17 protein-coding genes are annotated in these 20,687 nt (G+C 71.0%); 6 read left to right on the top strand and 11 right to left on the bottom strand.

Annotated features, from left to right (window positions below):
• Nucleotides 1-210: 210 nt before the first annotated feature.
• Genes HF519_RS12785 through HF519_RS12765 form a run of 5 tightly spaced genes read left to right on the top strand, consistent with a single transcriptional unit; the run spans nt 211 to nt 6,711 of the window.
• On the top strand, nt 211-1,653 hold the full coding sequence (locus tag HF519_RS12785) for a sugar porter family MFS transporter (protein WP_169413138.1): 1,443 nt from the start codon (nt 211-213) through the stop codon (nt 1,651-1,653).
• Between the two features lie 3 nt (nt 1,654-1,656).
• Nucleotides 1,657-2,478, top strand: coding sequence for a trehalose-phosphatase (otsB, locus tag HF519_RS12780; RefSeq protein ID WP_169413137.1), 822 nt, complete (start codon nt 1,657-1,659; stop codon nt 2,476-2,478).
• Between the two features lie 19 nt (nt 2,479-2,497).
• Nucleotides 2,498-4,927 (top strand): glycoside hydrolase family 65 protein, encoded by a 2,430-nt coding sequence (locus HF519_RS12775; protein WP_169413136.1) that lies wholly within the window; start codon nt 2,498-2,500, stop codon nt 4,925-4,927.
• Between the two features lie 27 nt (nt 4,928-4,954).
• A complete protein-coding gene (locus tag HF519_RS12770; protein WP_169413135.1) occupies nt 4,955-5,746 on the top strand; it encodes an HAD family hydrolase in 792 nt (263 codons plus the stop codon).
• Nucleotides 5,743-6,711, top strand: a complete 969-nt coding sequence (locus HF519_RS12765) for an ROK family glucokinase (RefSeq protein ID WP_169413134.1) — start codon at nt 5,743-5,745, stop codon at nt 6,709-6,711. Before HF519_RS12770 ends, HF519_RS12765 begins: the two co-directional genes overlap by 4 nt.
• Before the next feature lie 39 nt (nt 6,712-6,750).
• Here the strand turns inward: HF519_RS12765 and HF519_RS12760 are convergent, their stop codons facing one another.
• From HF519_RS12760 to HF519_RS12750, 3 genes are all read right to left on the bottom strand, one after another.
• Complete coding sequence (locus HF519_RS12760) at nt 6,751-7,497, bottom strand: hypothetical protein (RefSeq protein ID WP_169413133.1); 747 nt, start codon at nt 7,495-7,497, stop codon at nt 6,751-6,753.
• A gap of 140 nt (nt 7,498-7,637) precedes the next feature.
• On the bottom strand, nt 7,638-8,600 hold the full coding sequence (locus HF519_RS12755) for a cysteine desulfurase-like protein (protein ID WP_312860076.1): 963 nt from the start codon (nt 8,598-8,600) through the stop codon (nt 7,638-7,640).
• Between the two features lie 114 nt (nt 8,601-8,714).
• Nucleotides 8,715-10,772, bottom strand: coding sequence for a fatty acid desaturase (locus tag HF519_RS12750; RefSeq protein ID WP_211169933.1), 2,058 nt, complete (start codon nt 10,770-10,772; stop codon nt 8,715-8,717).
• Nucleotides 10,773-10,880: 108 nt separating this feature from the next.
• Here HF519_RS12750 and HF519_RS12745 point away from each other — a divergent pair, with 108 nt between their 5' ends.
• Nucleotides 10,881-11,501 carry a TetR/AcrR family transcriptional regulator gene (locus tag HF519_RS12745; protein WP_169413132.1) on the top strand — a complete coding sequence of 207 codons (621 nt, stop codon included), beginning with the start codon at nt 10,881-10,883 and terminating at the stop codon, nt 11,499-11,501.
• 591 nt (nt 11,502-12,092) lie between these two features.
• Here the strand turns inward: HF519_RS12745 and HF519_RS31300 are convergent.
• From HF519_RS31300 to HF519_RS12705, 8 genes are all read right to left on the bottom strand, one after another.
• Nucleotides 12,093-12,443: a transglycosylase family protein gene (locus tag HF519_RS31300; protein ID WP_169413131.1), complete on the bottom strand. Its 351-nt coding sequence runs from the start codon at nt 12,441-12,443 to the stop codon at nt 12,093-12,095.
• A gap of 422 nt (nt 12,444-12,865) precedes the next feature.
• Nucleotides 12,866-13,948, bottom strand: coding sequence for a DNA topoisomerase IB (locus tag HF519_RS12735; RefSeq protein ID WP_169413130.1), 1,083 nt, complete (start codon nt 13,946-13,948; stop codon nt 12,866-12,868).
• A 76-nt stretch (nt 13,949-14,024) separates the two neighbouring features.
• Nucleotides 14,025-14,990, bottom strand: a complete 966-nt coding sequence (locus HF519_RS12730) for a 5-oxoprolinase subunit C family protein (RefSeq protein WP_169413129.1) — start codon at nt 14,988-14,990, stop codon at nt 14,025-14,027.
• The gene (locus HF519_RS12725; RefSeq protein WP_169413128.1) at nt 14,980-15,876 is read right to left on the bottom strand and encodes a 5-oxoprolinase subunit B family protein; all 897 of its coding nucleotides are present in this window, start codon (nt 15,874-15,876) and stop codon (nt 14,980-14,982) included. The genes HF519_RS12730 and HF519_RS12725 overlap by 11 nt, the downstream gene beginning before the upstream one ends.
• Complete coding sequence (locus HF519_RS12720) at nt 15,873-17,264, bottom strand: acetyl-CoA carboxylase biotin carboxylase subunit (RefSeq protein WP_169413127.1); 1,392 nt, start codon at nt 17,262-17,264, stop codon at nt 15,873-15,875. Before HF519_RS12720 ends, HF519_RS12725 begins: the two co-directional genes overlap by 4 nt.
• The gene (locus HF519_RS12715) at nt 17,261-17,518 is read right to left on the bottom strand and encodes an acetyl-CoA carboxylase (protein WP_169413126.1); all 258 of its coding nucleotides are present in this window, start codon (nt 17,516-17,518) and stop codon (nt 17,261-17,263) included. The genes HF519_RS12720 and HF519_RS12715 overlap by 4 nt, the downstream gene beginning before the upstream one ends.
• A 25-nt stretch (nt 17,519-17,543) precedes the next feature.
• Nucleotides 17,544-18,266, bottom strand: a complete 723-nt coding sequence (locus tag HF519_RS12710; RefSeq protein WP_169413125.1) for a LamB/YcsF family protein — start codon at nt 18,264-18,266, stop codon at nt 17,544-17,546.
• A gap of 15 nt (nt 18,267-18,281) precedes the next feature.
• A complete protein-coding gene (locus HF519_RS12705) occupies nt 18,282-20,639 on the bottom strand; it encodes a xanthine dehydrogenase family protein molybdopterin-binding subunit (RefSeq protein ID WP_169413124.1) in 2,358 nt (785 codons plus the stop codon).
• Between the last annotated feature and the right edge of the window lie 48 nt (nt 20,640-20,687).

Below are 20,687 nucleotides of genomic sequence, written 5' to 3'. Positions count from 1 at the left end.
GCCGGGTGGGCCGTGTGAACCGGACCGGCCGAGGCCGTGGAAGCCGCCGGTCGGAGCAGCGGCCACCGGCATCCACCAGCGCCGCTCCCCCGTGCGGCCCCTGCGTGGGAACCCCCTTGCGCACGTATTGTGGCGCTGCACACACTCCACCAGCGGGCGGGTTCCGCAACGCGTGGAGCACGCCTCGTCCAGCCACCCAGGGAGGTTGACGTGGCGACGACACCAGGCGACGCATCCCAGCAGACCGGTGACGAGTACGGGCAGACGGGCGTGGCCGGACCCAGCACCGGCCGCACCGTCCTGGTCACCGCGACGGCGGCGCTCGGCGGCTTCCTGTTCGGCTACGACACCGCCGTCATCAACGGCGCGGTGAAGGCCGTCGGGGAGCAGTTCGGCGCCTCACCGCTGGTCCTCGGCTTCGCGGTGGCCGCGGCGCTGATCGGGTGTGCGATCGGCGCCTGGTTCGCGGGGGCGATCGCGGACCGGTACGGCCGGATCCGGGTCATGATCCTCGCCGCCGTGGCGTTCGCCATCAGCGCGCTGGGCTCCGGCCTCGCCTTCTCGATCTGGGATCTCGCGTTCTGGCGGCTCGTCGGCGGGCTCGGCGTCGGCGCGGCGTCCGTCATCGCGCCCGCCTACATCGCCGAGATCTCACCGGCCCACATGCGCGGCCGTCTCGGGTCGTTGCAGCAGATGGCCATCGTCACCGGCATCTTCGTGGCGCTCCTGGTCGACTACGCCCTGGTCGCGGCGTCCGGTAGTGCCTCGGCACCGCTGTGGTTCGGGCTGGAGACGTGGCGCTGGATGTTCCTCTCGCTGCTGGTCCCCGCGCTCGCCTACGGCTCCCTCGCGTTGACGATCCCGGAATCGCCGCGCTACCTCGTCGCCAAGCAGGAGAACGAGAAGGCGGCCTACGTGCTGCGCCGGTTCGTCGGCGGCGACATCGAATGGAAGATCTCCGAGATCCGCCGCACCCTGGCCGGCAAGACCGACAAGGGCAGCTTCGCCACCGTCCGCGGCCCGCGCTTCGGGCTGCTGCCGATCGTCTGGGTGGGAATCGGGTTGTCGGTGTTCCAGCAGTTCACCGGCATCAACGTGATCTTCTACTACTCGTCGGTGCTGTGGCAGGCCGTCGGCTTCGCCGAGCAGGACGCGCTGGCGATCACGGTGATCACCTCGGTGACCAACATCCTCACGACGATCATCGCCATCGCCCTGATCGACCGCATCGGCCGCAAGCCGCTGCTGCTGATCGGCGCGATCGGCCAGTTCGTCTGCCTGGGCACCCTCGCCTTCCTGTTCGGCACCGCGCCGGTCGTGAACGGCCAGCCGACGCTCGAGGGCGCGGCCGGGCCGATCGCGCTCGTCGCCGCCAACCTCTACGTCGTGTTCTTCGGGGCGACCTGGGGCCCCGTGGTCTGGGTGCTGCTCGGCGAGATGTTCAACAACAGGATCCGGGCGATGGCCCTGTCCATCGCCGCCGCGGCGCAGTGGGTGGCGAACTTCATCATCTCCACGACGTTCCCGGCGCTGGCCTCCGTGGGGCTGGGCCTGGCCTACGGCGTCTACACCTTCTTCGCCCTGCTGTCGATCTTCTTCGTGATCAGGCTCGTGCAGGAGACGAAGGGCCGCGAACTGGAGGAGATGGTCTGATCCATGAACGCACCCGCGGCGACCGTCCGCGACCTGCCACACGCGCTGCACGACGCCGACCGCTTCACCGCGCAGCTGGCCGGCCGGCGCCCCGCGGTGTTCCTCGACTACGACGGGGTCCTCACCCCGATCGTCGACCGTCCGGAGGACGCGCTGATCTCGGACGGGATGCGCGACACCGTCCGGGCGCTGGCCCGGCGCTGCCCGGTGTGCGTCGTCAGCGGCCGCGACCGGACCGTGGTGCAGCAGCTCATGGGCATCGACGACCTGGTCGTGGCGGGTAGCCACGGGTTCGACATCTGGAGCCCGCAGGAGGGCACCATCGCCCACGATGCGGGCTCCGGGTTCTCCGATCTCATCGCGAAGGTGACCGACCGGCTGCGCTCCGACCTCGGGGCGGTCCCGGGGGTGGTGATCGAACCCAAGAAGGCCTCCGTCGCGCTGCACTATCGGCTCGTCGATCCGGACCAGCACCCGCGCACGGCCGCCACGGTGGACGCGGTGCTCGCGGAGTACGAGGGGCAGCTCAAGGTCACCCCCGGGAAGATGGTCTACGAGCTGCAGCCCAAGATCGACTGGAACAAGGGCCGGGCCGTGGAGTACCTGCTCACGACACTCGGCCTCGACTCCGACGACGTGGTGCCCCTCTACCTCGGCGACGACGTCACCGACGAGGACGCCTTCCGGGTCCTGTCCGGGCGCGGCGTCGGCATCATCGTCGGTCACCCCGACGACCCGGAGGTGGCCGGGCGGCCGACGGCCGCCGACTTCGTCCTGTCGTCGCCCGCAGAAGTAGAACGACTCCTGAGCACGCTGGCACGCTGATCATCCCCGAGGGGGACCCGTGCAGGACTTCACAATCTCCTACGACCACTTCGACACGGGAGCCGAGAGTCTGCGGGAGGCGTTGACCTCCACCGGCAACGGCTACTTCTGCACCCGGGGCACGGCCGAGTGGGAGGACGTCGGCCCCGTCCACTACCCCGGCACCTACGCGCACGGCGGCTACAACCGCGAGACCACGATCATGGGTGGTCGCCCGGTGCACAACGAGGACCTCGTCAACCTGTCCAACTGGCTGGTGCTCAAGCTTCGGATCGAGGGCGAGGAGGCGATCCGCCTCGCCAACGTGGAGATCCTGTCCTACGAGCACTCCTACGACATCCGGCTCGCGATGGTGCGCCGCGCCGTGCGGTTCCGCGATCGCGCGGGCCGGGAGACGTCACTGCTCAGCAACCGCTTCGTGAGCATGGCGCACAGCCATCAGGCCGCCATCGAGTGGACCATCACCCCGGAGAACTGGTCGGGCCACGTCGAGGTGATCTCCGCGCTGGACGGGCGCGTCAGCAACCAGATGGTCGCGCGCTACCGCGAGCTGGAGGGCCGGCACCTGAACCCGGTCTCCCCCCGCACGTTCGGCTCGGAGGTCATCGCCCTGAAGGCACAGACCCGGCAGTCCAACATCTACGTCTCCGAGGCCGCCCGGACCCGGGTCTTCGCCGACGGGGAGCCACTCGGCGTCGGCCGCAGCCTCTACCAGATGGAGGACTACATCCAGCAGGTCCTCGCCTTCGATGTCGAGCAGGGCCGCCCGGTACGCGTGGAGAAGCTGGTCTCCCTGTTCACCTCGCACGACAACGCGATCAGCGAGACGCTCATCGCCGCGGGCCGGCACGTCCTGCGGTACCCGGACTTCGCCGACGCGCTGGCCGAGCACACCTCGGCGTGGACCGAGCTGTGGGACGACTGCGACGTCGAGCTGCCCCGCGAACCACGCGCGCAGCTGCTCCTGCGGTTCCACGTCGCCCACGTCCTGCAGGTCTGCTCACGGCACACCGCGCGGCACGACGCCGGAGTCCCGGCTCGCGGCCTCAACGGCGAGGCCTACCGCGGGCACGTGTTCTGGGACGAGCTCTACGTCTACCCGTTCCTGAACTTCCGGCTGCCCGAGATCACCCGCGGGTTGCTGATGTATCGCTACCGCCGGCTCACCGAAGCCCGGGCCGCCGCGGCCGAGGCCGGCTACCGGGGCGCGATGTTCCCGTGGCAGAGCGGCAGCGACGGCACCGAGGAGACCCAGGTCGTCCACCTCAACCCGCTCTCCGGACAGTGGGACCCCGACCACAGCCACAACCAGCGCCACGTCAACGCCGCGATCTTCTACAACGTCTGGCACTACTACCAGGCCACCGACGATCTGGAGTTCCTCCGCGACTACGGCGCCGAGCTCATGCTCGAGATCACCCGGTTCTGGGCCTCGATCGCGCACTTCAACCCGGAGCACGAGCGCTACGAGATCCACGGGGTGATGGGACCCGACGAGTTCCACGAGCGGCACCCGGGCGCGGAAGCGGACGGCCTGCGCAACAACGCCTACACCAACGTCATGGTCGCCTGGATCACCGACACTGCGCCGCGGGTCCTCGACCTGCTGCCGGCCAGCCGCCGGACCGCCCTGCGCGCCCGGTTGGGGCTGACCGACGACGAGCTGCGTACCTGGCAGGACATGAGCCGGCGGATGTTCGTGCCGTTCCACAGCAGTACCGACGGGGACGTCATCAGCCAGTTCGAGGGCTATGAGGAGCTCATCGAGCTCGACTGGGACCGCTACCGGGCCGCACACCCCAACATTCAACGTCTGGACCGCATCCTCAAGGCCGAGGGCGACGATCCCGACCGCTACCAGCTGGCCAAACAGGCCGACACGGTGATGCTGTTCTTCCTCTTCTCCCCCGCCGAGCTCCGCAGTCTGTTCGAGCGCCTCGGGTACGACTACGACCCGGGCATCGCCGCCCGGACCATCGACTACTACGACCGCCGGACCTCCCACGGCTCGACGTTGAGCTTGATCACCCATGCCGGCGTGCTGGCCGAGCTGGACCCGGAGAGCTCGTGGGAACGGTTCATGGTGGCGCTCGAGAGCGACATCAGCGATGTCCAGGGCGGCACCACCAAGGAGGGCATCCACATGGGTGTCATGTCCGGGACGCTGGACCTGCTGCAGCGCGGCTACCTCGGCAGCAGCGTCCGCGACGGGGTCCTGTACTTCGCGCCGCGCCTGATCGACCGGCTCGACGGCGTCGCGTTCTCGATGCAGTTCCGGGGCACCTCGATCCGGGTGTCCATCAAGGGCGAGGAGCTGACGGTGCTCGCCCGGGCCGAGGGTTTCCGGGGCCCGGTGCAGGTCGGTGTCGGCGAGGAGGTCCGGACGCTGGGCGCGGGCGACGGCTGGGTCTTCGCGCTCCCTCCGTTGTCCAGCCCGGCGCCCAGGTAGATCACGCACGACCCGAAGGGAACGGCGATGCCCGCAACGGGATTCCAAGGAGCAATCTTCGACGTCGACGGTGTGCTCGTCGACTCGCCGCACGAGCGCGCGTGGAAGGAGTCGCTGCGCGAGCTGATGGAGACCGACTGGGCCGGCATCCGCGACCGCACCACCTGGTCCGACGAGCGCTTCACCCCGCAGGTCTACCAGCAGGTCATGTCCGGCAAGCCCCGGATGAGCGGGGCGCTCGCCGCCCTGGAGCACTTCGAGGTGCCGGACGCCCAGGACCGGGTCGAGGCCTACGCCGCGCGCAAGCAGGACATGGTGATCAAGCTGATCGAGGCCGGCGAGTTCGAGGCCTACCCGGACGCGCTGCGGTTCATCCTGGCCGTCCGGGCCGCGGGGATCCCCACGGCGGCCGCGTCGTCGTCGAAGAACGCGGGGCTGTTCCTGCGCCAGATCCGGCTCGACACCTTCGCCGAGCGGGAGGGACTGCAGTACGACTTCATCCGCCCGGGCCTGACCCTGCTCGAGTTCTTCGACGCCGACATCTCCGGGCGCGACTTCGCCCAGGGCAAGCCGCACCCGGAGATCTTCCTGACCGCCGCGTCGGAGCTCGGCGCCGACCCGGGCGACTGCTTCGTCGTGGAGGACGCGGCGAGCGGGGTGGAAGCCGCCAAGGCCGGCGGGATGGCGGCGCTGGGCCTGGCCCGCGCCGGCGACGAGGCACTGCTGGCCGACGCGAAGGCCGACCTCGTCGTCTCCTCGCTCGACGACGTCGACGTCGGGAGCCTGTCCCGGCGCGAGCTGGCCCGGCGGGCGTCATGACCGCCCCGGCCCGGACGGACGACGCACTGGCCATCGGCGTCGACATCGGCGGCACGAAGATCGCTGCAGGGGTCGTCGACGACGAGGGCCGGATCGTCGTGCGCACCCGCCGGGACACCCCGGCGGAGGACCCGACCAAGGTCCAGGACACGATCGTCGACGCGGTCCGCGAACTGCTGAGCACGCACAGCGCCGTCGCGATCGGGCTCGGCGCGGCCGGTTTCGTCGACGAGAAGCGCTCGACCGTCATGTTCGCGCCGAACCTCGCCTGGCGTGACGAGCAACTCCGCGAGGCACTGGAGCAGCGACTCGGGCTACCGGTCGTGGTCGAGAACGACGCCAACGCCGCGGCGTGGGCCGAGGTCCGGTTCGGGGCCGCCCGCGGCGAGGACTACGTCGTCACCCTGACGATCGGCACCGGGATCGGCGGGGGCATCGTGCTCGGCGGTGAGCTGGTGCGGGGCCGGTTCGGCCTGGCCGCCGAGGTCGGCCACCTCAACATCGTCCCGGACGGCCGGCGGTGCGGCTGCGGTCTGCAGGGCTGCTGGGAGCAGTACGGCAGCGGGCGCGCGCTGCTCCAGGAGGCGCAGGAGCAGGCGAGCGTATCCCCGTCGATGGCCCGGGAGCTGCTGCGCCTCGCCGGGGGCGAGGCGCAGTACATCACCGGGTACATGGTGACCCAGGCCGCCCAGGCCGGCGACGTGGTGGCGCTGGGGTGCTTCGACGAGCTCGGCAAGTGGCTCGGCCGGGGCCTGGCCCAGCTGGCTGCGATCCTCGACCCGGCCGTGTTCGTGATCGGGGGCGGCGTGTGCCAGGCCGGCGACCTGCTCCGGGTGCCGGTGGAGACCACGTTCCGCAAGCACCTGACCGGACGTGGGCACCGGCCGACGGCCGAGGTGCGGATCGCCCAGTTCGGGGCCGACGCCGGAATCGTGGGGGCCGCGGACCTGGCCCACCGCCGCTGACGCGAGGGCGGTCGAGCACCGGCGCGGCAGGCCGGGACCTCACTCCCACTCCCCGCTCGTCAGCGGAGCCAGCGGATGCACGTCGCGCTCCATTCCCAGCTCGCTGAAGAACGCCGCCGAGTCCGGCGTCCGGTGCTGCGGACGCAGCCGCACGCCGAGCTCCCGCTCGGCATCGTGAGTGGCCCCGACCAGCACGATCTCGGTGCCTGGGTAGTCCAGGAACTCCGGGGGATCCAGCTCGATGAAACGCCTGCCGGTGAACTCGGCGCTCAGGGTTTCGGGGTAGTCGGGCCGCCGCGCCGGGGGCAGGCCGGCCCGTGGCCCCGGATCCGCGTCGGGGTTGCGCACCGTGACGACGAAACTGGCCTCGTCGGTGATGCGCAGATCCCGCTGCACGGGCCCCGGGGAGTTCGGCAGTTCCAGTACGTACGCCAGATGCGTGTGCGTGGCGTGCCGGGCGATCATGTAGACGCTCTCACCGGCGGGCCGGGCCGGGGCCGCCACCCGCGGCCCACGGGTCCGGGTGCGGTACGAACGGGGATCCAGTTCGTCCTCCAGTTCCACCGGGTCGGGACTCACGCGGTCGACGAACGCCCACTCCCGCTCGTGGGCGGCCAGGTCCGGCAGGCGCTTGCGGCCCATGATGATCCGCCGGAAGAGCCGCTTCCCGTCCGGCTTCATGATCATGTAGAAGCGCTGCACGTCCAGCAGTCCCGTGGCCCGCTGCACGTCCACTCGCGGCCGGTAACAGAAGAAGAGGTGGCCCCGCTCGAGTTCAGCTCCCATGGGTCCGTCCGGATGGGTGCGACGTGGCCGTCGAGCATGCCCGAACCACGACGCCGAACGACTCGGCCCAGCGGTACCAGCATCCGGCGCGGCGTCGACCTCTCGTGACAGCGACGACAGCAGCCGCTCCGGCACCGGTGTCAGTGCCGGGCCGTGAACTCCGCGAGCCCCTTGAGCAGCCGGTCGACATCGGAGTCGTCGGTGTACGGAGCGAGCCCGATCCGCAGCGCACCGCTGTCGCCGAGGCCGAGCCACCGCGACGCCTCCAGCGCATAGAACGAACCCGCCGGTGCGTTGATCCCCAGCGTCGCCAGGTACTCGTAGGCCTCGGCGGCGGCGCGGTCCCGCACGGACACCAGCAGGGTGGGGGTGCGGCTGGCGGCCCGCGAGTGCACGACCACACCCGCCATCTCGGCCAGCCCGTCCTCGATGCGCCGCCGCAGCCGGTCCTCGTGCTCCTCGACCCCGGTCATCGCGGCGACGAGGCGCTCGCGCCGGGAGATGGCCGTGCTGCCGGGTCCCAGTGACGCGAGGAAGTCCACGGCCGCCGTGGTACCCGCGAGCAGTTCGTAGGGCAGGGTGCCGAGCTCGAAACGCTCGGGTATCGCATCGGTCGACGGCAGCAGCTTCTGCGGGTGCAGGCCCTCCAGCAGCCCGGGGCGGGCGGCCAGTACCCCGCAGTGCGGCCCGCGGAACTTGTACGGCGAGCACGCGAACACGTCGGCACCGAGCCGCCCGACGTCGACGAGCACGTGCGCGGTCAGGTGCACGCCGTCGACGTAGAGCAGCGCACCCACGCCGTGCGTGAGGCGGGCGATCTCCGGGATCGCGGGCCGGGTCCCGATCAGGTTGGACGCCCCGGTCACGGCGACGAGCCGGGTACGCGGGGACAGCACCGCCGCCACCTGCTCGGGGGCCAGCTCACCGGTCTCGGGATCGAAGTCCGCCCAGCGGACTGCGGCACCGACGGCCTCGGCCGCCAGCACCCACGGGCGGATGTTGGCGTCGTGGTCCAGCCGGGTGACGACCACCTCGTCGCCCGGGAGCCACGTCGCCGCCAGCGTGCGGGCCATGTCGAACGTCAGCTGGGTCTGCTCCCCCACTCACTCCGGCGACCGGCTCCGGGATCGGATCGCCCAGGGTGACACGGACCGGGCGCCGGCGTGCAGACGCCGGCGCCCGGTCACGCATGCAGCGGGATCGACGCAGTCAGGCGGTCAGGCGTCGTAGTCCAGCTCGACCCGTTCCGAGGTCGGCCGGGACTGGCAGGTCAGCACGTAACCCGCGGCGAGCTCGTCGGCCCCGAGGGCGTAGTTCAGCTCCATCTCCGCGGTGCCACGGACGAGCTTCGCCCGGCACGTGCCGCACGCCCCGCCCATGCAGGCGTACGGAGCATCCAGCCCGCCGCGCAGGACGGCTTCGAGGACCGACTCGTGGCCGTCGGTGTCGACCGCCGACGTGCGCCCGCCGGCCGTCGCGGTGATGGTGCTCGCCACGCCCGCATCGAGGGCGCGGGCCGGCTCGGCGTGGAACAGCTCGACATGGACCAGCTCGGCCGGGACCGCGTGGTCCGTCAGCAGCGCGCGGGTGTCGTCGACGAGCTGCTGTGGTCCGCACAGGAACCAGCCGTCGACCTCCCGGGGTGACACGGCGTCGTCGAACAGCGAGGTGAGCTGCGCGGTGTCCATCCGCCCGCAGACGATCCGCTCGAAGCCGGACCCCGGCTCGGAGTCGGTGGCCTCGGAACGGAAGTGGACGATCCGCAACCGGCCCTCGAACTGGCGGGCGAGCATCTCCAGCTCGTCGCGGAACATCGTCGACTCGGCGGTGCGGTTGCCGTAGAGCAGGGTGAACCGGCTGTCCTCGTGCTCCGTCAGCGCGGTGGACAGCATCGAGATGATCGGCGTGATGCCGCTGCCGGCGGCGATCCCGACGTGGTGGCGGCCCTTCGCCGACGCCGGGTGCAGCGTGAACCGGCCCGAGGGGGGCGCCACCTCCAGCACGTCGCCCGCGGCGATCTCCTGGGTGAGGTGGCGCGACATCGCACCGCCGTCGATCCGCTTCACCGCGATGCGGACCAGGTCCGAGGTCGCCGACGTGCACAGCGAGTAGGTGCGGCGGATCTCCGCGCCGTCCACGGTCGTCCGCAGGGTGAGGTGCTGGCCCGGCGTGAACCGGAAACGCTCACGCAGGGACTCGGGGATCTCGAAGCTGATGGAGACGCTGTCCGCGGTGAGCGGCCGGACCTCGGCCACCGTCAGCGGGTGGAACTCCGACGTCTCGGCCGTCGAACCGGGCGCCTCCTCGCTGTGGAACGACGCGGTGAGCCGGCGCCACGCGCGGTACTCCGACGCCGTGAGCTCACGCCCCCACGCGGTCATGATCGGGACGTCTCGGCTCAGGTAGGCCTTCTCGTTGCGCTGCCACGCCTTGACGTACCGGTAGAACGGGATCGCGGGGTGCAGGTGATGCACCAGGTGGTAGTTCTGGTAGAGCATGACGGGGGTCAGCAGCCACTCCATGCCGACCCGCACCCGGGTGGCCGCGAACCGGTTCTGCCGGGCGGTGGCGGTCAGCCCGTGGTGGGGCATCCAGTCGAACCACCAGGCCAGCACGCCGACCCCGATGCGCTGCGGGATCAGGTAGATCAACGCCAGTTCCCACCCGTGCCCGGTGGCGATCAGCCCACCGAACGCGAGCAGGGTCAGGCCCACGGTGGCCATGGTCTCGAGGCGCTCACCGCGCGGACGGGTCCGCAGTCGCCGGAGGTAGAACACCGCGTAGCGGCCGTCGATCGACAGCCAGCGCAGCGGCAGCTGCCACCAGGGGCCGTGGGTGGTCCACGCGTCCGGGTCGGTGTCGATGTCCTCGTTGGTGTTGCGGTGGTGCTCGATGTGGATGAACCGGAACATGCCGAAGCTCGCGTAGCAGGCCACGAAGGGCACCGACAGCCGCCCGAAGACCTCGTTGACCCAGTTCATCCGCCCGGCGGCGTGATGGATCGCGTCGTGCAGCACCGTGAACATGGTGAAGGTGACCAGCGCGTGCAGCGGGATGGTCACCCAGAACGGGGCGTGCTCGCCCAGCGCGAGCCAGGTCGCCACGCCCCAGACCACGAGGGAGCCGAAGAACAGCGTGAGCGTCGGGGTCGCAGCCGGTGGCAGCGGGATCCCGGGATCCGGTACGCCGCGGCGTACCGCACGTGACTCGGCCTCACTGAGCACAGGGCCGTCACCCGCGAGCCGGACCCGCTCGTCGATGGGACTCGTGGTCAACGCGCCTCCCTCTTCTAGACGTCACGTCGGGAACTGTTCCCACCGTCGACAGATGAGGTCACACTGTAAACAGTGCCGACGATCACGCGCCAGATGTACGGTGAGGCGATGAGCGCCCGGCAGGGATTCCACGCCCGCGTCCGCTCGCTGTTGCGCGACCAGCTGCTCGACGCCGCCACCGAGATCACCTGCGACCGGGGATGGGACGCGGTCACCATGTCCCGGGTGGCGGCCCGGGTCGGCGTGAGCCGGCAGAGCGTCTACAACGAGGTGGGCTCGAAGGACGCGCTCGCCGAGGCGATGGTCACCCGCGAGACGGACCGCTTCCTGGCCGGCGTGACCGAGCGGCTGGCGCTGCATTCCGGGGACCTGCCGGCAGGCCTGAGCGCGGCGGTGGAGTACACCCTGCGGGAGGCGGCCGACAACCCGCTGATCAAGGCCATCGTCTCGGCCGCGCACGGTGCCGCGGACGATCTGCTGCCGCTGGTGGCCGTCCGGCCCGAGCCGGTGCTCGAGCGGGCGGTCGCGGCCATCGCCGCCCAGGTACGGGCAGTCCATCCGGATCTGTCGATCACCGGCCCCGACGGCGCCGACGCGATCGAGTCGCTCGTCGAGGTCTTCGTCCGGTTGACCCTCAGCCACCTGGTGCAGCCCAGCGCCCCGATCGAGTACGCGGTCGAGCAGGTCCGGTGGATCGTGAACGCGGTCCTGGCCGGCCGGCGGGGCTGACGGCGGAGCGAGGGAACCGTCGCGACGGAGGACCGTCGAGCGGAGTCCCTCCGCCGTGGGCACGGCAGGCTGAGGCGGCTCGATTGCCGGGTATGAGCTTCCTCGTTCGCGCGGTTCGACGTCCGCGGTTATCGACGGAGGGACTTCGAGCAGGTGGCGCTCGCACTGCGCGTGCAGGCGCAGGACGAGCCCGCGACCCTCACCTACCGGTGGTTCTCCTCCGGTGCCGGCAGCTACCCGGTGCTGGAGGAGTGGTGACTGCATTCGCGGACTTCCTGATCACGACACCCGGAGCTGAAACAGACGCGGCAGCACGCCGAAGGGTTCGCGGGCACCGGGACCGCTCCGCCGAGCGATCCCGGTGCTGCGCTGGCTCCGCATGCGCCACTGCGCGCTGGAAGCGATTACCGCCGAGGAACTCCGCTGTGTCCTCATGCGGGTCACACGAAACAATGGCGCCGCCGATGGACGGCCGGCCCCATTTCGGAACGACCGCGCAACGGAGGTCGTCGAGGCGCGTCGAACACGCCGATGCCCGGTGGGCGCGTACGCCACGAAGTGGCGAGGGAGCACGCACCCACCGGACGCGCGTCAGCGCAGGCCGAGCTTGGCCGAGCAAGCCGGCCAGGCGCCCCAGCCCTGGGCCGCGAGGACCCGCTCGGCCACGGCGATCTGCTGCTCGCGGCTCGCGTTGTGCGCGGCGCCCTGGCCACCGAAGGCCTTCCACGTCGACGGGGTGAACTGCAGGCCGCCGGAGAAACCGTTGCCGGTGTTGATGCTCCAGTTGCCACTGCTCTCACACTGCGCGAGCTTGTCCCACGTGGACGCGGGGACCGCGTTCGCGGTTCCGGTCGCGACGAACGGGATGCCGATCGCCACGGCGCCGGCCGCCGCCAGGCCCATGAGCCGGCGGGCCGAGAAGAAACTGCGTCGAGAAGCCATGCTGAGTCCGCTCCACCCGCACCGCCGAGGATCCGCACGACAGCCGGCCGGCACGGGGGAGACAACACCGATGCCGGCCGAACTCCCGGGCGTTGGGGAGAAACGCCCGGAACCGCTACCTCGTCCCTGTCCCGTCTTCATGTCTCAACGGACCGAAACCGCGGGACAGGGCTAGGCGCGGCGGATCCGGATGCTTTTCGGTCAGCCCGTACCGGGCCAACGAGAAACGACACTACGGAGACCGGAAGCGACTTCGTCAGGGAAAATCGGGGTGAGGATTGTCACGTTGAATGGCGAAATATGAGCCCTCAATGGCCGTTTCAGCAGGTCAACGCAAAGCTATCACGAAATGATCACGAGTTGACCCGCTCGACTGCAGGGCGCAGATTGTCGGCGCCGCCACAGCAATGGCGCAATCTGCATCACGTCGTGATCACGATCAGCATCGCCGATTCGGAGGTCCGCAGCCGCTCCAGCGCCGGGGCGTGCCGGTACGCGTCGTCGAGGGAACCGTCGACGTACGACTCGGGCACCCGCGGGTTCACGTAGCTCTTCCGGCACACCGCACGGGTGTTGTTGAGCCGCTCCGCCGCCGCATCGATCGCCGCGACGATCTTGCTCCGGGCATCGGCGGTGGAGCGCGGCGGACCGAGCTCCACCAGGGTCTCGGCGGCCGTCACCGAGCCACCCCAGGTCCGGAAGTCCTTGGCCGTGAAGGCGGCCCGGGTGACGGCCTTCAGGTAGGCGTTGACGTCGGCCGATCCGACGCGCGCCACCCGGCCCTCATCGGTCGTGTACTGGAACAGCTCGTGGCCGGGCAGCTCGTGGCATTCGCGCACCACGGTGGCCAGACGCGGGTCGCTCAGCCGGACCCGCTGCTCCTTGCCGGACTTCGCCCGGAACTCGAAGGCGACCGTCGTACAGCCCTCGATCCGCACGTGCTCGTGCTGCAGCGTGGTGAGACCGTAGGAGTGGTTCTGCCGGGCGTACTCCTCGTTGCCGATCCGGATCAGGGTCTCGTCCATCAGCCGCAGCACGGCGCCGATGACCTTCTCGCGCGGAAGGCCGGGGCGGTCCAGATCGTCGTCGATCCGCCGGCGCAGCCCGGGGAGCGCCTCCCCGAACTCGGTCATCCGGTGGTACTTGGTGGCGTCGCGGACCTCGTGCCAGCGTGGGTGGTACCGATACTGCTTGCGTCCACGGGAGTCACGCCCCGTGGCGAGGATGTGCCCCTGCGGGGTCGGGCTGATCCACACGTGCGTCCACGCGGGCGGGATGCCGATCGCATCGATCCACGACCGCTCCCCCTGCCCGACGATGAGGATGCCGTCCGGCCTGCGGTAGAGCCAGCCGTCCGCGTGGCGTTCCCGGGTGATGCCCGCAACGGTGTCGGTCACGTAGATCAGGCCGGCGCGTACCGCGACCGCGACGGGGTCGGATTCGGTCGTGCCCGGCTCCGCCGCTGGCCCGGGGCGGCGCCGGACCTGCGTCCTGCTCGTGACCATGGGGACCCTCGCTCGGATGGGCGCACGGATTCCCCCGCTCGCCGCACCCAAACGGAGACGCTCCGTGGTCGCCGGATCAGCCCAGCGCCTCGTGCAACCGCTGCACCCGCCGCCGGTGGTCCGCCCGCGCGGCCAGCGCCGCGTCGAGGTCGAGCTCGATGAACCGGGTGCGGGTGTTGGGCGCCGACTGGGCGACCACGTCCAGGTCCCCGCTGATCACCGTGGCGATCATCATGTAGCCGCCGCCGGAGACGGCGTCGCGGTGCAGGATGATCGGCTCCACGCCGCCGGGCACCTGGATCGAGCCGATCGGGTAGGGCGCGTCGACGATGTTCGACGGGTCGTGGCCCGCGCCGAAGGGCTGCTCGCGTTCGACCGTCTCGAGCGCCGGACCCTTGTAGCGGAACCCGATCCGGTCGGCCACCGGGGTCAGCGTCCAGGTCGTGTCGAGGAAGGTCTTCCGGCCGGCCTCGGTCAGCCGGTGGTCGTAGAGGCCCATCACGACCCGGACCTCGTTGTCCTTGCCGAGCGCCGGCCGCAGGTCCTCCGGCACGCTCCGCCCGGCCGTTCCGTCACCGGCGCCGAGCGGGAGGGTGTCGCCCTCCTGCAGCGGCCGGCCCTCCAGGCCGCCGAGCGCCCCGAGCCCGTAGGTCGAGCGGCTGCCCAGCACCTCCGGGACGTCGATGCCACCCGAGACGGCGAGGTAGGCCCGCGCGCCGGCCTTGATGTAGCCGAAGTCGAGCACATCGCCGGCCCGCACGTCGAACGACTCCCACAGCGGGCGGCCCTCCCCGTTGACCCGCGGGGCCATCTCCGCGCCCGCCACGGCCACCACCGCGGGCTCGGTGAAGACCAGCTGCGGGCCCAGGTACACGCACTCGAGCGCGGCGGCCCCGACCGGGTTGCCGACCAGCAGGTTCGCGGCCCGCAGCGAATACTGGTCCAGCGCGCCGGAGGGTGGGATGCCGAGATCGTAGTAGCCGGTCCGGCCGGCGTCCTGCACCGTGGTGGACAGGCCGGGCTTGCGCACCTCAATCGGCACGGAGCACCTCCAGCAGTCGGGCGTTGTAACCGTCGGGGTCGTCGAGGAACGGCTGGAGGCTGAAGTCCACCGGGCGGGTGCGGATCCGGAACGTGCCCGCCTCCACCTCGGCGAGGTGGGCGTCGTAGCGCTCCCGGTCGATCGGCGTGAACTTGACGATGTCGGCGGGGCGGAAGAACACCATGAAGTCGCTGAAGTCGGGCAGCTTCTGGGTCGGGTCGTAGATGGGCGCCGGGGTGATGCCGAACATCTGGTAGCCGCCGGCACCGCGCACCGAGTAGATGCACGCGAAGCAGCCGCCGTACCCGACGGTCTGCTTCGGGGTGTCGGTGCGCGGCCGCAGGTACTTCGGCACCACCAGCTGACGCTCCCGGGGAACCATCTGGAACATGAACGGCAGCCCGGCGACGAAGCCGACCATCGAGGTGAACCACGGCGAGCGGGAGTGCGCGGCGATGAACTCGTCGGCGTCGGCGAAGCCGTTGATCCGCGCCGCGTACTCGATGTCGGTGGCCTCCGGATCCTGGTGGCGGTCCCGGAAGCGCATCAGCGTCTCGGTGGTCCACGGGTCCCGGTAGAGCACCGGGATCTCGAGCACCCTGGTCGGCAGCGTGAGCTCGTGTGCGTCGCCGACCTGCTTCTCGAGGTCCTGCAGCTGTGCGAGCAGCGCCCGGGGCTCGATCACGTCGGGGTCGAAGCGCACCTGGTAGGACGCGTTGGCCGGGCAGATCTCGAGCACCCCGTCGGGGCGCTGCTCGCGCAGCAGCTTCGTGATGGCCATGGCCCGGAAGTTGGCCTGCAGGCTCATGTCCTCGGCCAGCTCCACGAAGATGTGCTCGTCCCCGCCCCAGCTGTAGCGGGCGTCCTGCACCTGCGCGGTCGTCATGATCCGTGCCCTCCCTGGTCTGCCGCCGCCCGCCGCCGGCCCAGCCAGCCCTCGAGCGTTCCGGTGTGGAAGTCCCCCGCCTGCAACCACGGCTCGTCGAGCAGCTCGGTGAACATCCCGGCCGTGGTCGCCACCCCGTCCACCGCGAACTCCGCGAGTGCCCGACGGGACCGGCGCAGCGCGGTCTCCCGGTCCTCGCCCCACACGACCACCTTGGCCAGCAACGAGTCGTAGAAGGGCGAGACCTGCGAGTCCGGCTCCAGCCAGGTGTCCACCCGGACCCACGGCCCGCCCGGCAGCGACACCCGGCCGACCTTCCCGGGGGCGGGCAGGAAGTCCCTGTCCGGGTCCTCGGCACAGATCCGGAACTCCACGGCGCTCCCCCGGGCCGTGACGTCGTCCTGCCGCAACCGCAGCGGTTCACCGGTCGCGATCCGCAGCTGCTCGGCCACCAGGTCGACCCCGGTGACGAGCTCGGTGGTCGGGTGCTCCACCTGGATGCGGGTGTTCATCTCGATGAAGAAGAACCGCTGATCCGATGACTCATCGGCATCATCATCAACGAGGAACTCGACCGTCCCCGCGCTGCGGTACCCCACCTCGCGGGACAGCCGCACCGCCGCGTCGGTCATCGCGGCCCGCACGTCGGCGTCGATCCCGGGGGCGGTCGCCTCCTCGACCATCTTCTGCCGTCTGCGCTGCAACGAGCACTCCCGCTCGAACAGGTGGACGACGTCGTCGCCGTCGCCGAGGACCTGGACCTCGACGTGACGGGCCCGGCGGACGAACCGCTCCAGGTACATCCGGCCGTCCCCGAACGCGCTGGCCGCCTCGGCCGAGGCCGCAGGGAAACCGGAGCGCAGTTCCGCCTCGTCGGCGACCACCCGGATCCCCCGGCCCCCGCCGCCCGCGGCCGCCTTGAGCATCACCGGATAACCGATGTCGGCCGCCGCGGCGACGGCGGCCGCCACGTCGTCGACGCCGTCCTCGGTGCCGGGCACGGTCGGTACCCCGGCGGCCCGGGCGACCTGCCGGGCCCGCACCTTGTCCCCCATCTCCTCGATCACCGCGGCGTCCGGGCCGACGAACGTCAGCCCGGCGTCCGTCACCGCCGCGGCGAACGCCGCCCGCTCGGAGAGGAAGCCGTACCCGGGATGCACCGCGTCGGCCCCGGACGACCGCGCGGCCTCCAGGATCGCGTCGACGACCAGGTAGCTCTTGGTCGCCTGGGGTGGCCCGATCTCGACCGCGGCGTCGGCGAGCCGGACGTGCGGGGCCTCCGCATCGGCGGTGCTGTGCACCGCGACCGTGGAGATCCCGAGGTCGCGGGCCGCGCGGATGATCCGCACGGCGATCTCGCCCCGGTTCGCGACCAGCAGGCGTCTCACCCGCCGTCCCCGGCGCCGTCGATGATCGCGACCACCTGACCGGCGTCGACCACGTCCTCGTTCTCGACGAGGAACTCCACGACCGTGCCCGCCGCGCCCGCCGGCACCTGGTGGAAGGACTTCATGACCTCGACCAGGCACACCGTGTCGTCGGCGCCGACGTTCTGGCCCTCGGTGGCGAACGGGTCGCTGTCCGGGTCCGGTCGGCGGTAGAAGACACCGGGAATGGGCGAGACGACCTCGTGACGCGGCATCGGACTCCTCTTCGGTCGGGGTGGGCTAGTCGAGGTAGGGCGCCAGGGCCTCGTTGACCGCCTTGGCGAGCTCCACCGCGTTCGGGGTGTCGGAGTGCACGCACACGCAGTCGGCGCGCACCGGGATCTCCTTGCCGCCCACGGACGTGGCGACGCCCTCGGTGACGGCGCGCACCGCCCCCTTCGCGGACTCGGCGGGATCGAACGCGGCGTGTTGCCGGGTGATGATCAGCGAGCCGTCGTCGCGGTAGTCGAGGTCGGCGTAGTACTCGGCGATGAACCCGGCCTCGCGGCTGCCCCAGACCTGCTCGTGCACCGTGCCGGCCATGCCCATCAGGGGCACGCCGAACACCTCGGCGGCGTCGGCGACGGCCTCGGCCACCTGCTCGTCGCGGGCGGCCATCCCGTACAGCGAGCCGTGCGGCTTGATGTGATTGAGCGCCATTCCCTGGGCCTGCAGGAAGCCCGACAGCGCGCCCACCTGGTAGATCACGCAGGCGGTGAGCTCGTCACGGTCCATCTTCATCTCGCGGCGGCCGAAGCCCTGGCGGTCGGGCAGCGAAGGGTGTGCGCCCACCCTCACCCCGTGCTGCTTGGCCAGCGCGACCGTGTCCGCCATGACCATCGGGTCGGACGCGTGGAAGCCGCAGGCCACGTTCGCGAGTGTGATGTAGGGCATCAGCCCCTCGTCATCACCGCAGCGGTAGATGCTGAACGCCTCGCCCATGTCGCAGTTGATGGCAACCATGTCTCGTCCTCCTCGCTACCGGGCTTCCTGGATCGCCCGCCAGACCTTCTCGGGCGTCGCCGGCATGTCGATGTGGGTGACGCCGAGGTGGGCGACGGCGTCGATCACGGCGTTCATCACCGCGGGCGAGGACCCGATCGCCCCGGACTCGCCGATGCCCTTGACGCCCATGGGGTTGGTCGGCGACGGGGTCACCGTCTGGTCCAGCTCGAAGTTCGGCAGGTCGGAGGCGGCCGGGACGGTGTAGTCGGCCAGGGTCGCCGTCGTGGGGTTCCCGGCGTCGTCGTGGCGCGCCTCCTCGTACAGCGCCTGCGCGACGCCCTGTGCGATGCCGCCGTGCAACTGCCCGTTGACGATCGCCGGATTCACGATCGGCCCGCAGTCGTCCACCGCGACATAGCGCTGGATCCGGACCCGCCCGGTCTCGGTGTCGACCTCGGTGACGCAAATGTGGGTGCCGAACGGCCAGGTGAAGTTCGGCGGGTCGAAGTGGGTGTCCGCGGTGAGGTTGGGCTCCATCCCGTCGGGGAGGTTCGCGGCCAGCGAGGCCGCCATCGCCACCTCTTGGATCGTCACCCCCGGGGCGTGGGTGCCCGCGACGGAGAACCGGCCGCCGGAGAACTCGATGTCGTCCTCGGCCGCTTCCAGCAGGTGCGCCGCGATCTTCTTCGCCTTCTCCGCGACCTTCCCGGCAGCCAGGTGCACCGCGACCCCGCCGACCGGCAGGCTCCGCGAGCCGTAGGTGTCCCGGCCGAACGGCGCGACGGCGGTGTCGCCGTGCAGCACCTCCACGTCGTCGGGATGCACGCCCAGGGCGTCGGCCGCGATCTGGGCCCACACCGTCTCGTGGCCCTGGCCGTGCGGCGACGTTCCGGTGACGACCTCGACCTTGCCGCTGATCGTCATCCGCACGGTCGCGGCCTCCCAGCCGCCACTCTGCAGCCGGACCCCGGCGGCGACCTTCGACGGCGACAGCCCGCCGCTCTCGGTGAAGTTGCCGATCCCGATGCCGATCTGCACCGGGTCCCCGGACTCGCGGCGGCGCTGCTGCTCCTTGCGCAGGTCCTCGTAGCCCACCAGGTCGAGAGCCTTGCGCATGCAGGCGTCGTAGTCGCCCGAGTCGTACATGACACCGGACGGGACGGTGCACGGCTGGCTGAACGGCGGAATGAGGTTGCGCAGCCGGACCTCGGCGGGGTCCATGTCCAGGGCCCGCGCGAGGTCGTCCATGATCCGCTCGTGGGCGTAGGCCGCCTCGGAGCGGCCGGCGCCGCGGTAGGCGTCGGTCGGGGTGAGGTTGGTGAAGACCCCCCGGCACTCGAACGAGTACGCGCCGAAGTCGTAGAGGCCGCAGTAGGTGAACGCGCCGAACACGGCGATGCCCGGGGTGAGCAGCTGGAGGTAGGCGCCCATGTCCGCGAGCAGGTTCACCCGCATGCCGAGGATCGTGCCCTCGCGGGTGGCGGCGACCGCGATGCGCTGCACCTGGCCCCGGCCGTGGGTGGTGGCGATGTGGTTCTCCGAGCGCCCCTCGACCCACTTCACCGGTGCGCCGAGCCGCCGGGCCAGCGCGAGGGCGAGCGCCTCCTCGGCGTAGACGTTGAGCTTCGAGCCGAACCCGCCGCCCACGTCCGGCGCGACGACCCGCAGCTTGCTGTCCGGGACGCCGCAGATCATGGCGAGGATGTCCCGGACGAAGTGCGGGACCTGGGTCGAGCTGTAGATCGTGAAGCCACCGCCCACCGGCTCCGGGTTGACCACCACGGCCCGCGGTTCCATCGCCGACGGGATCACCCGCTGCTGGAGGTAGCGACCCTCGACCACGACGTCGGCCTGGGCGAACGCCGCGTCCACGTCACCGACGGCCAGCGGCCAGGTGTAGCAGTGGTTGGTGCCGAGCTCGGCGTGCACGAGCGGCGTGCCGTCGGCGAGCGCGGCCTCGACGTCCACCACGGCGGGAAGCTCGTCGTAGGAGACCTCGATCAGCTCGAGCGCGTCCTGCGCGCTCGCGCGGTCACGGGCCACGACCACCGCGACGCCGTCGCCCACGTGGTTCACCTCGCCACGGGCGAGCGGCGGGTGGTCGGGGATCTTGATGTCCTCGGTGACCGGCCAGCCGCACGGCAGGCCGATGGCGAAGTCGTCGGCCAGATCCTCGCCGGTGAACGCGGCGACGACACCGGGCAGCGCCAGCGCCGGGCCCACGTCGACGCTCAGGATCCGGGCGTGCGCCACGGGACTGCGGAGTACCGCGAAATGCAGCATCCCGGGCAGACGGATGTTGTCCGTCCAGGTCGCCCGCCCGGTCAGCAGCGCGGCGTCCTCCCGGCGGGGCACGCTTCTGCCGACGTACCGTTCGCTGGTCTCCGTCATGACAGAACCTCCTCCCGCGCCCGGACGCTAGCGTGATCAGAGCCACAC

Origin of the sequence: Pseudonocardia bannensis, from assembly GCF_012911875.1 — a bacterium.
GTDB lineage: Bacteria > Actinomycetota > Actinomycetes > Mycobacteriales > Pseudonocardiaceae > Pseudonocardia > Pseudonocardia bannensis.
The sequence above is the reverse complement of the archived record's forward strand: the minus strand, read 5'-3'. Positions and strand labels throughout refer to the sequence as shown.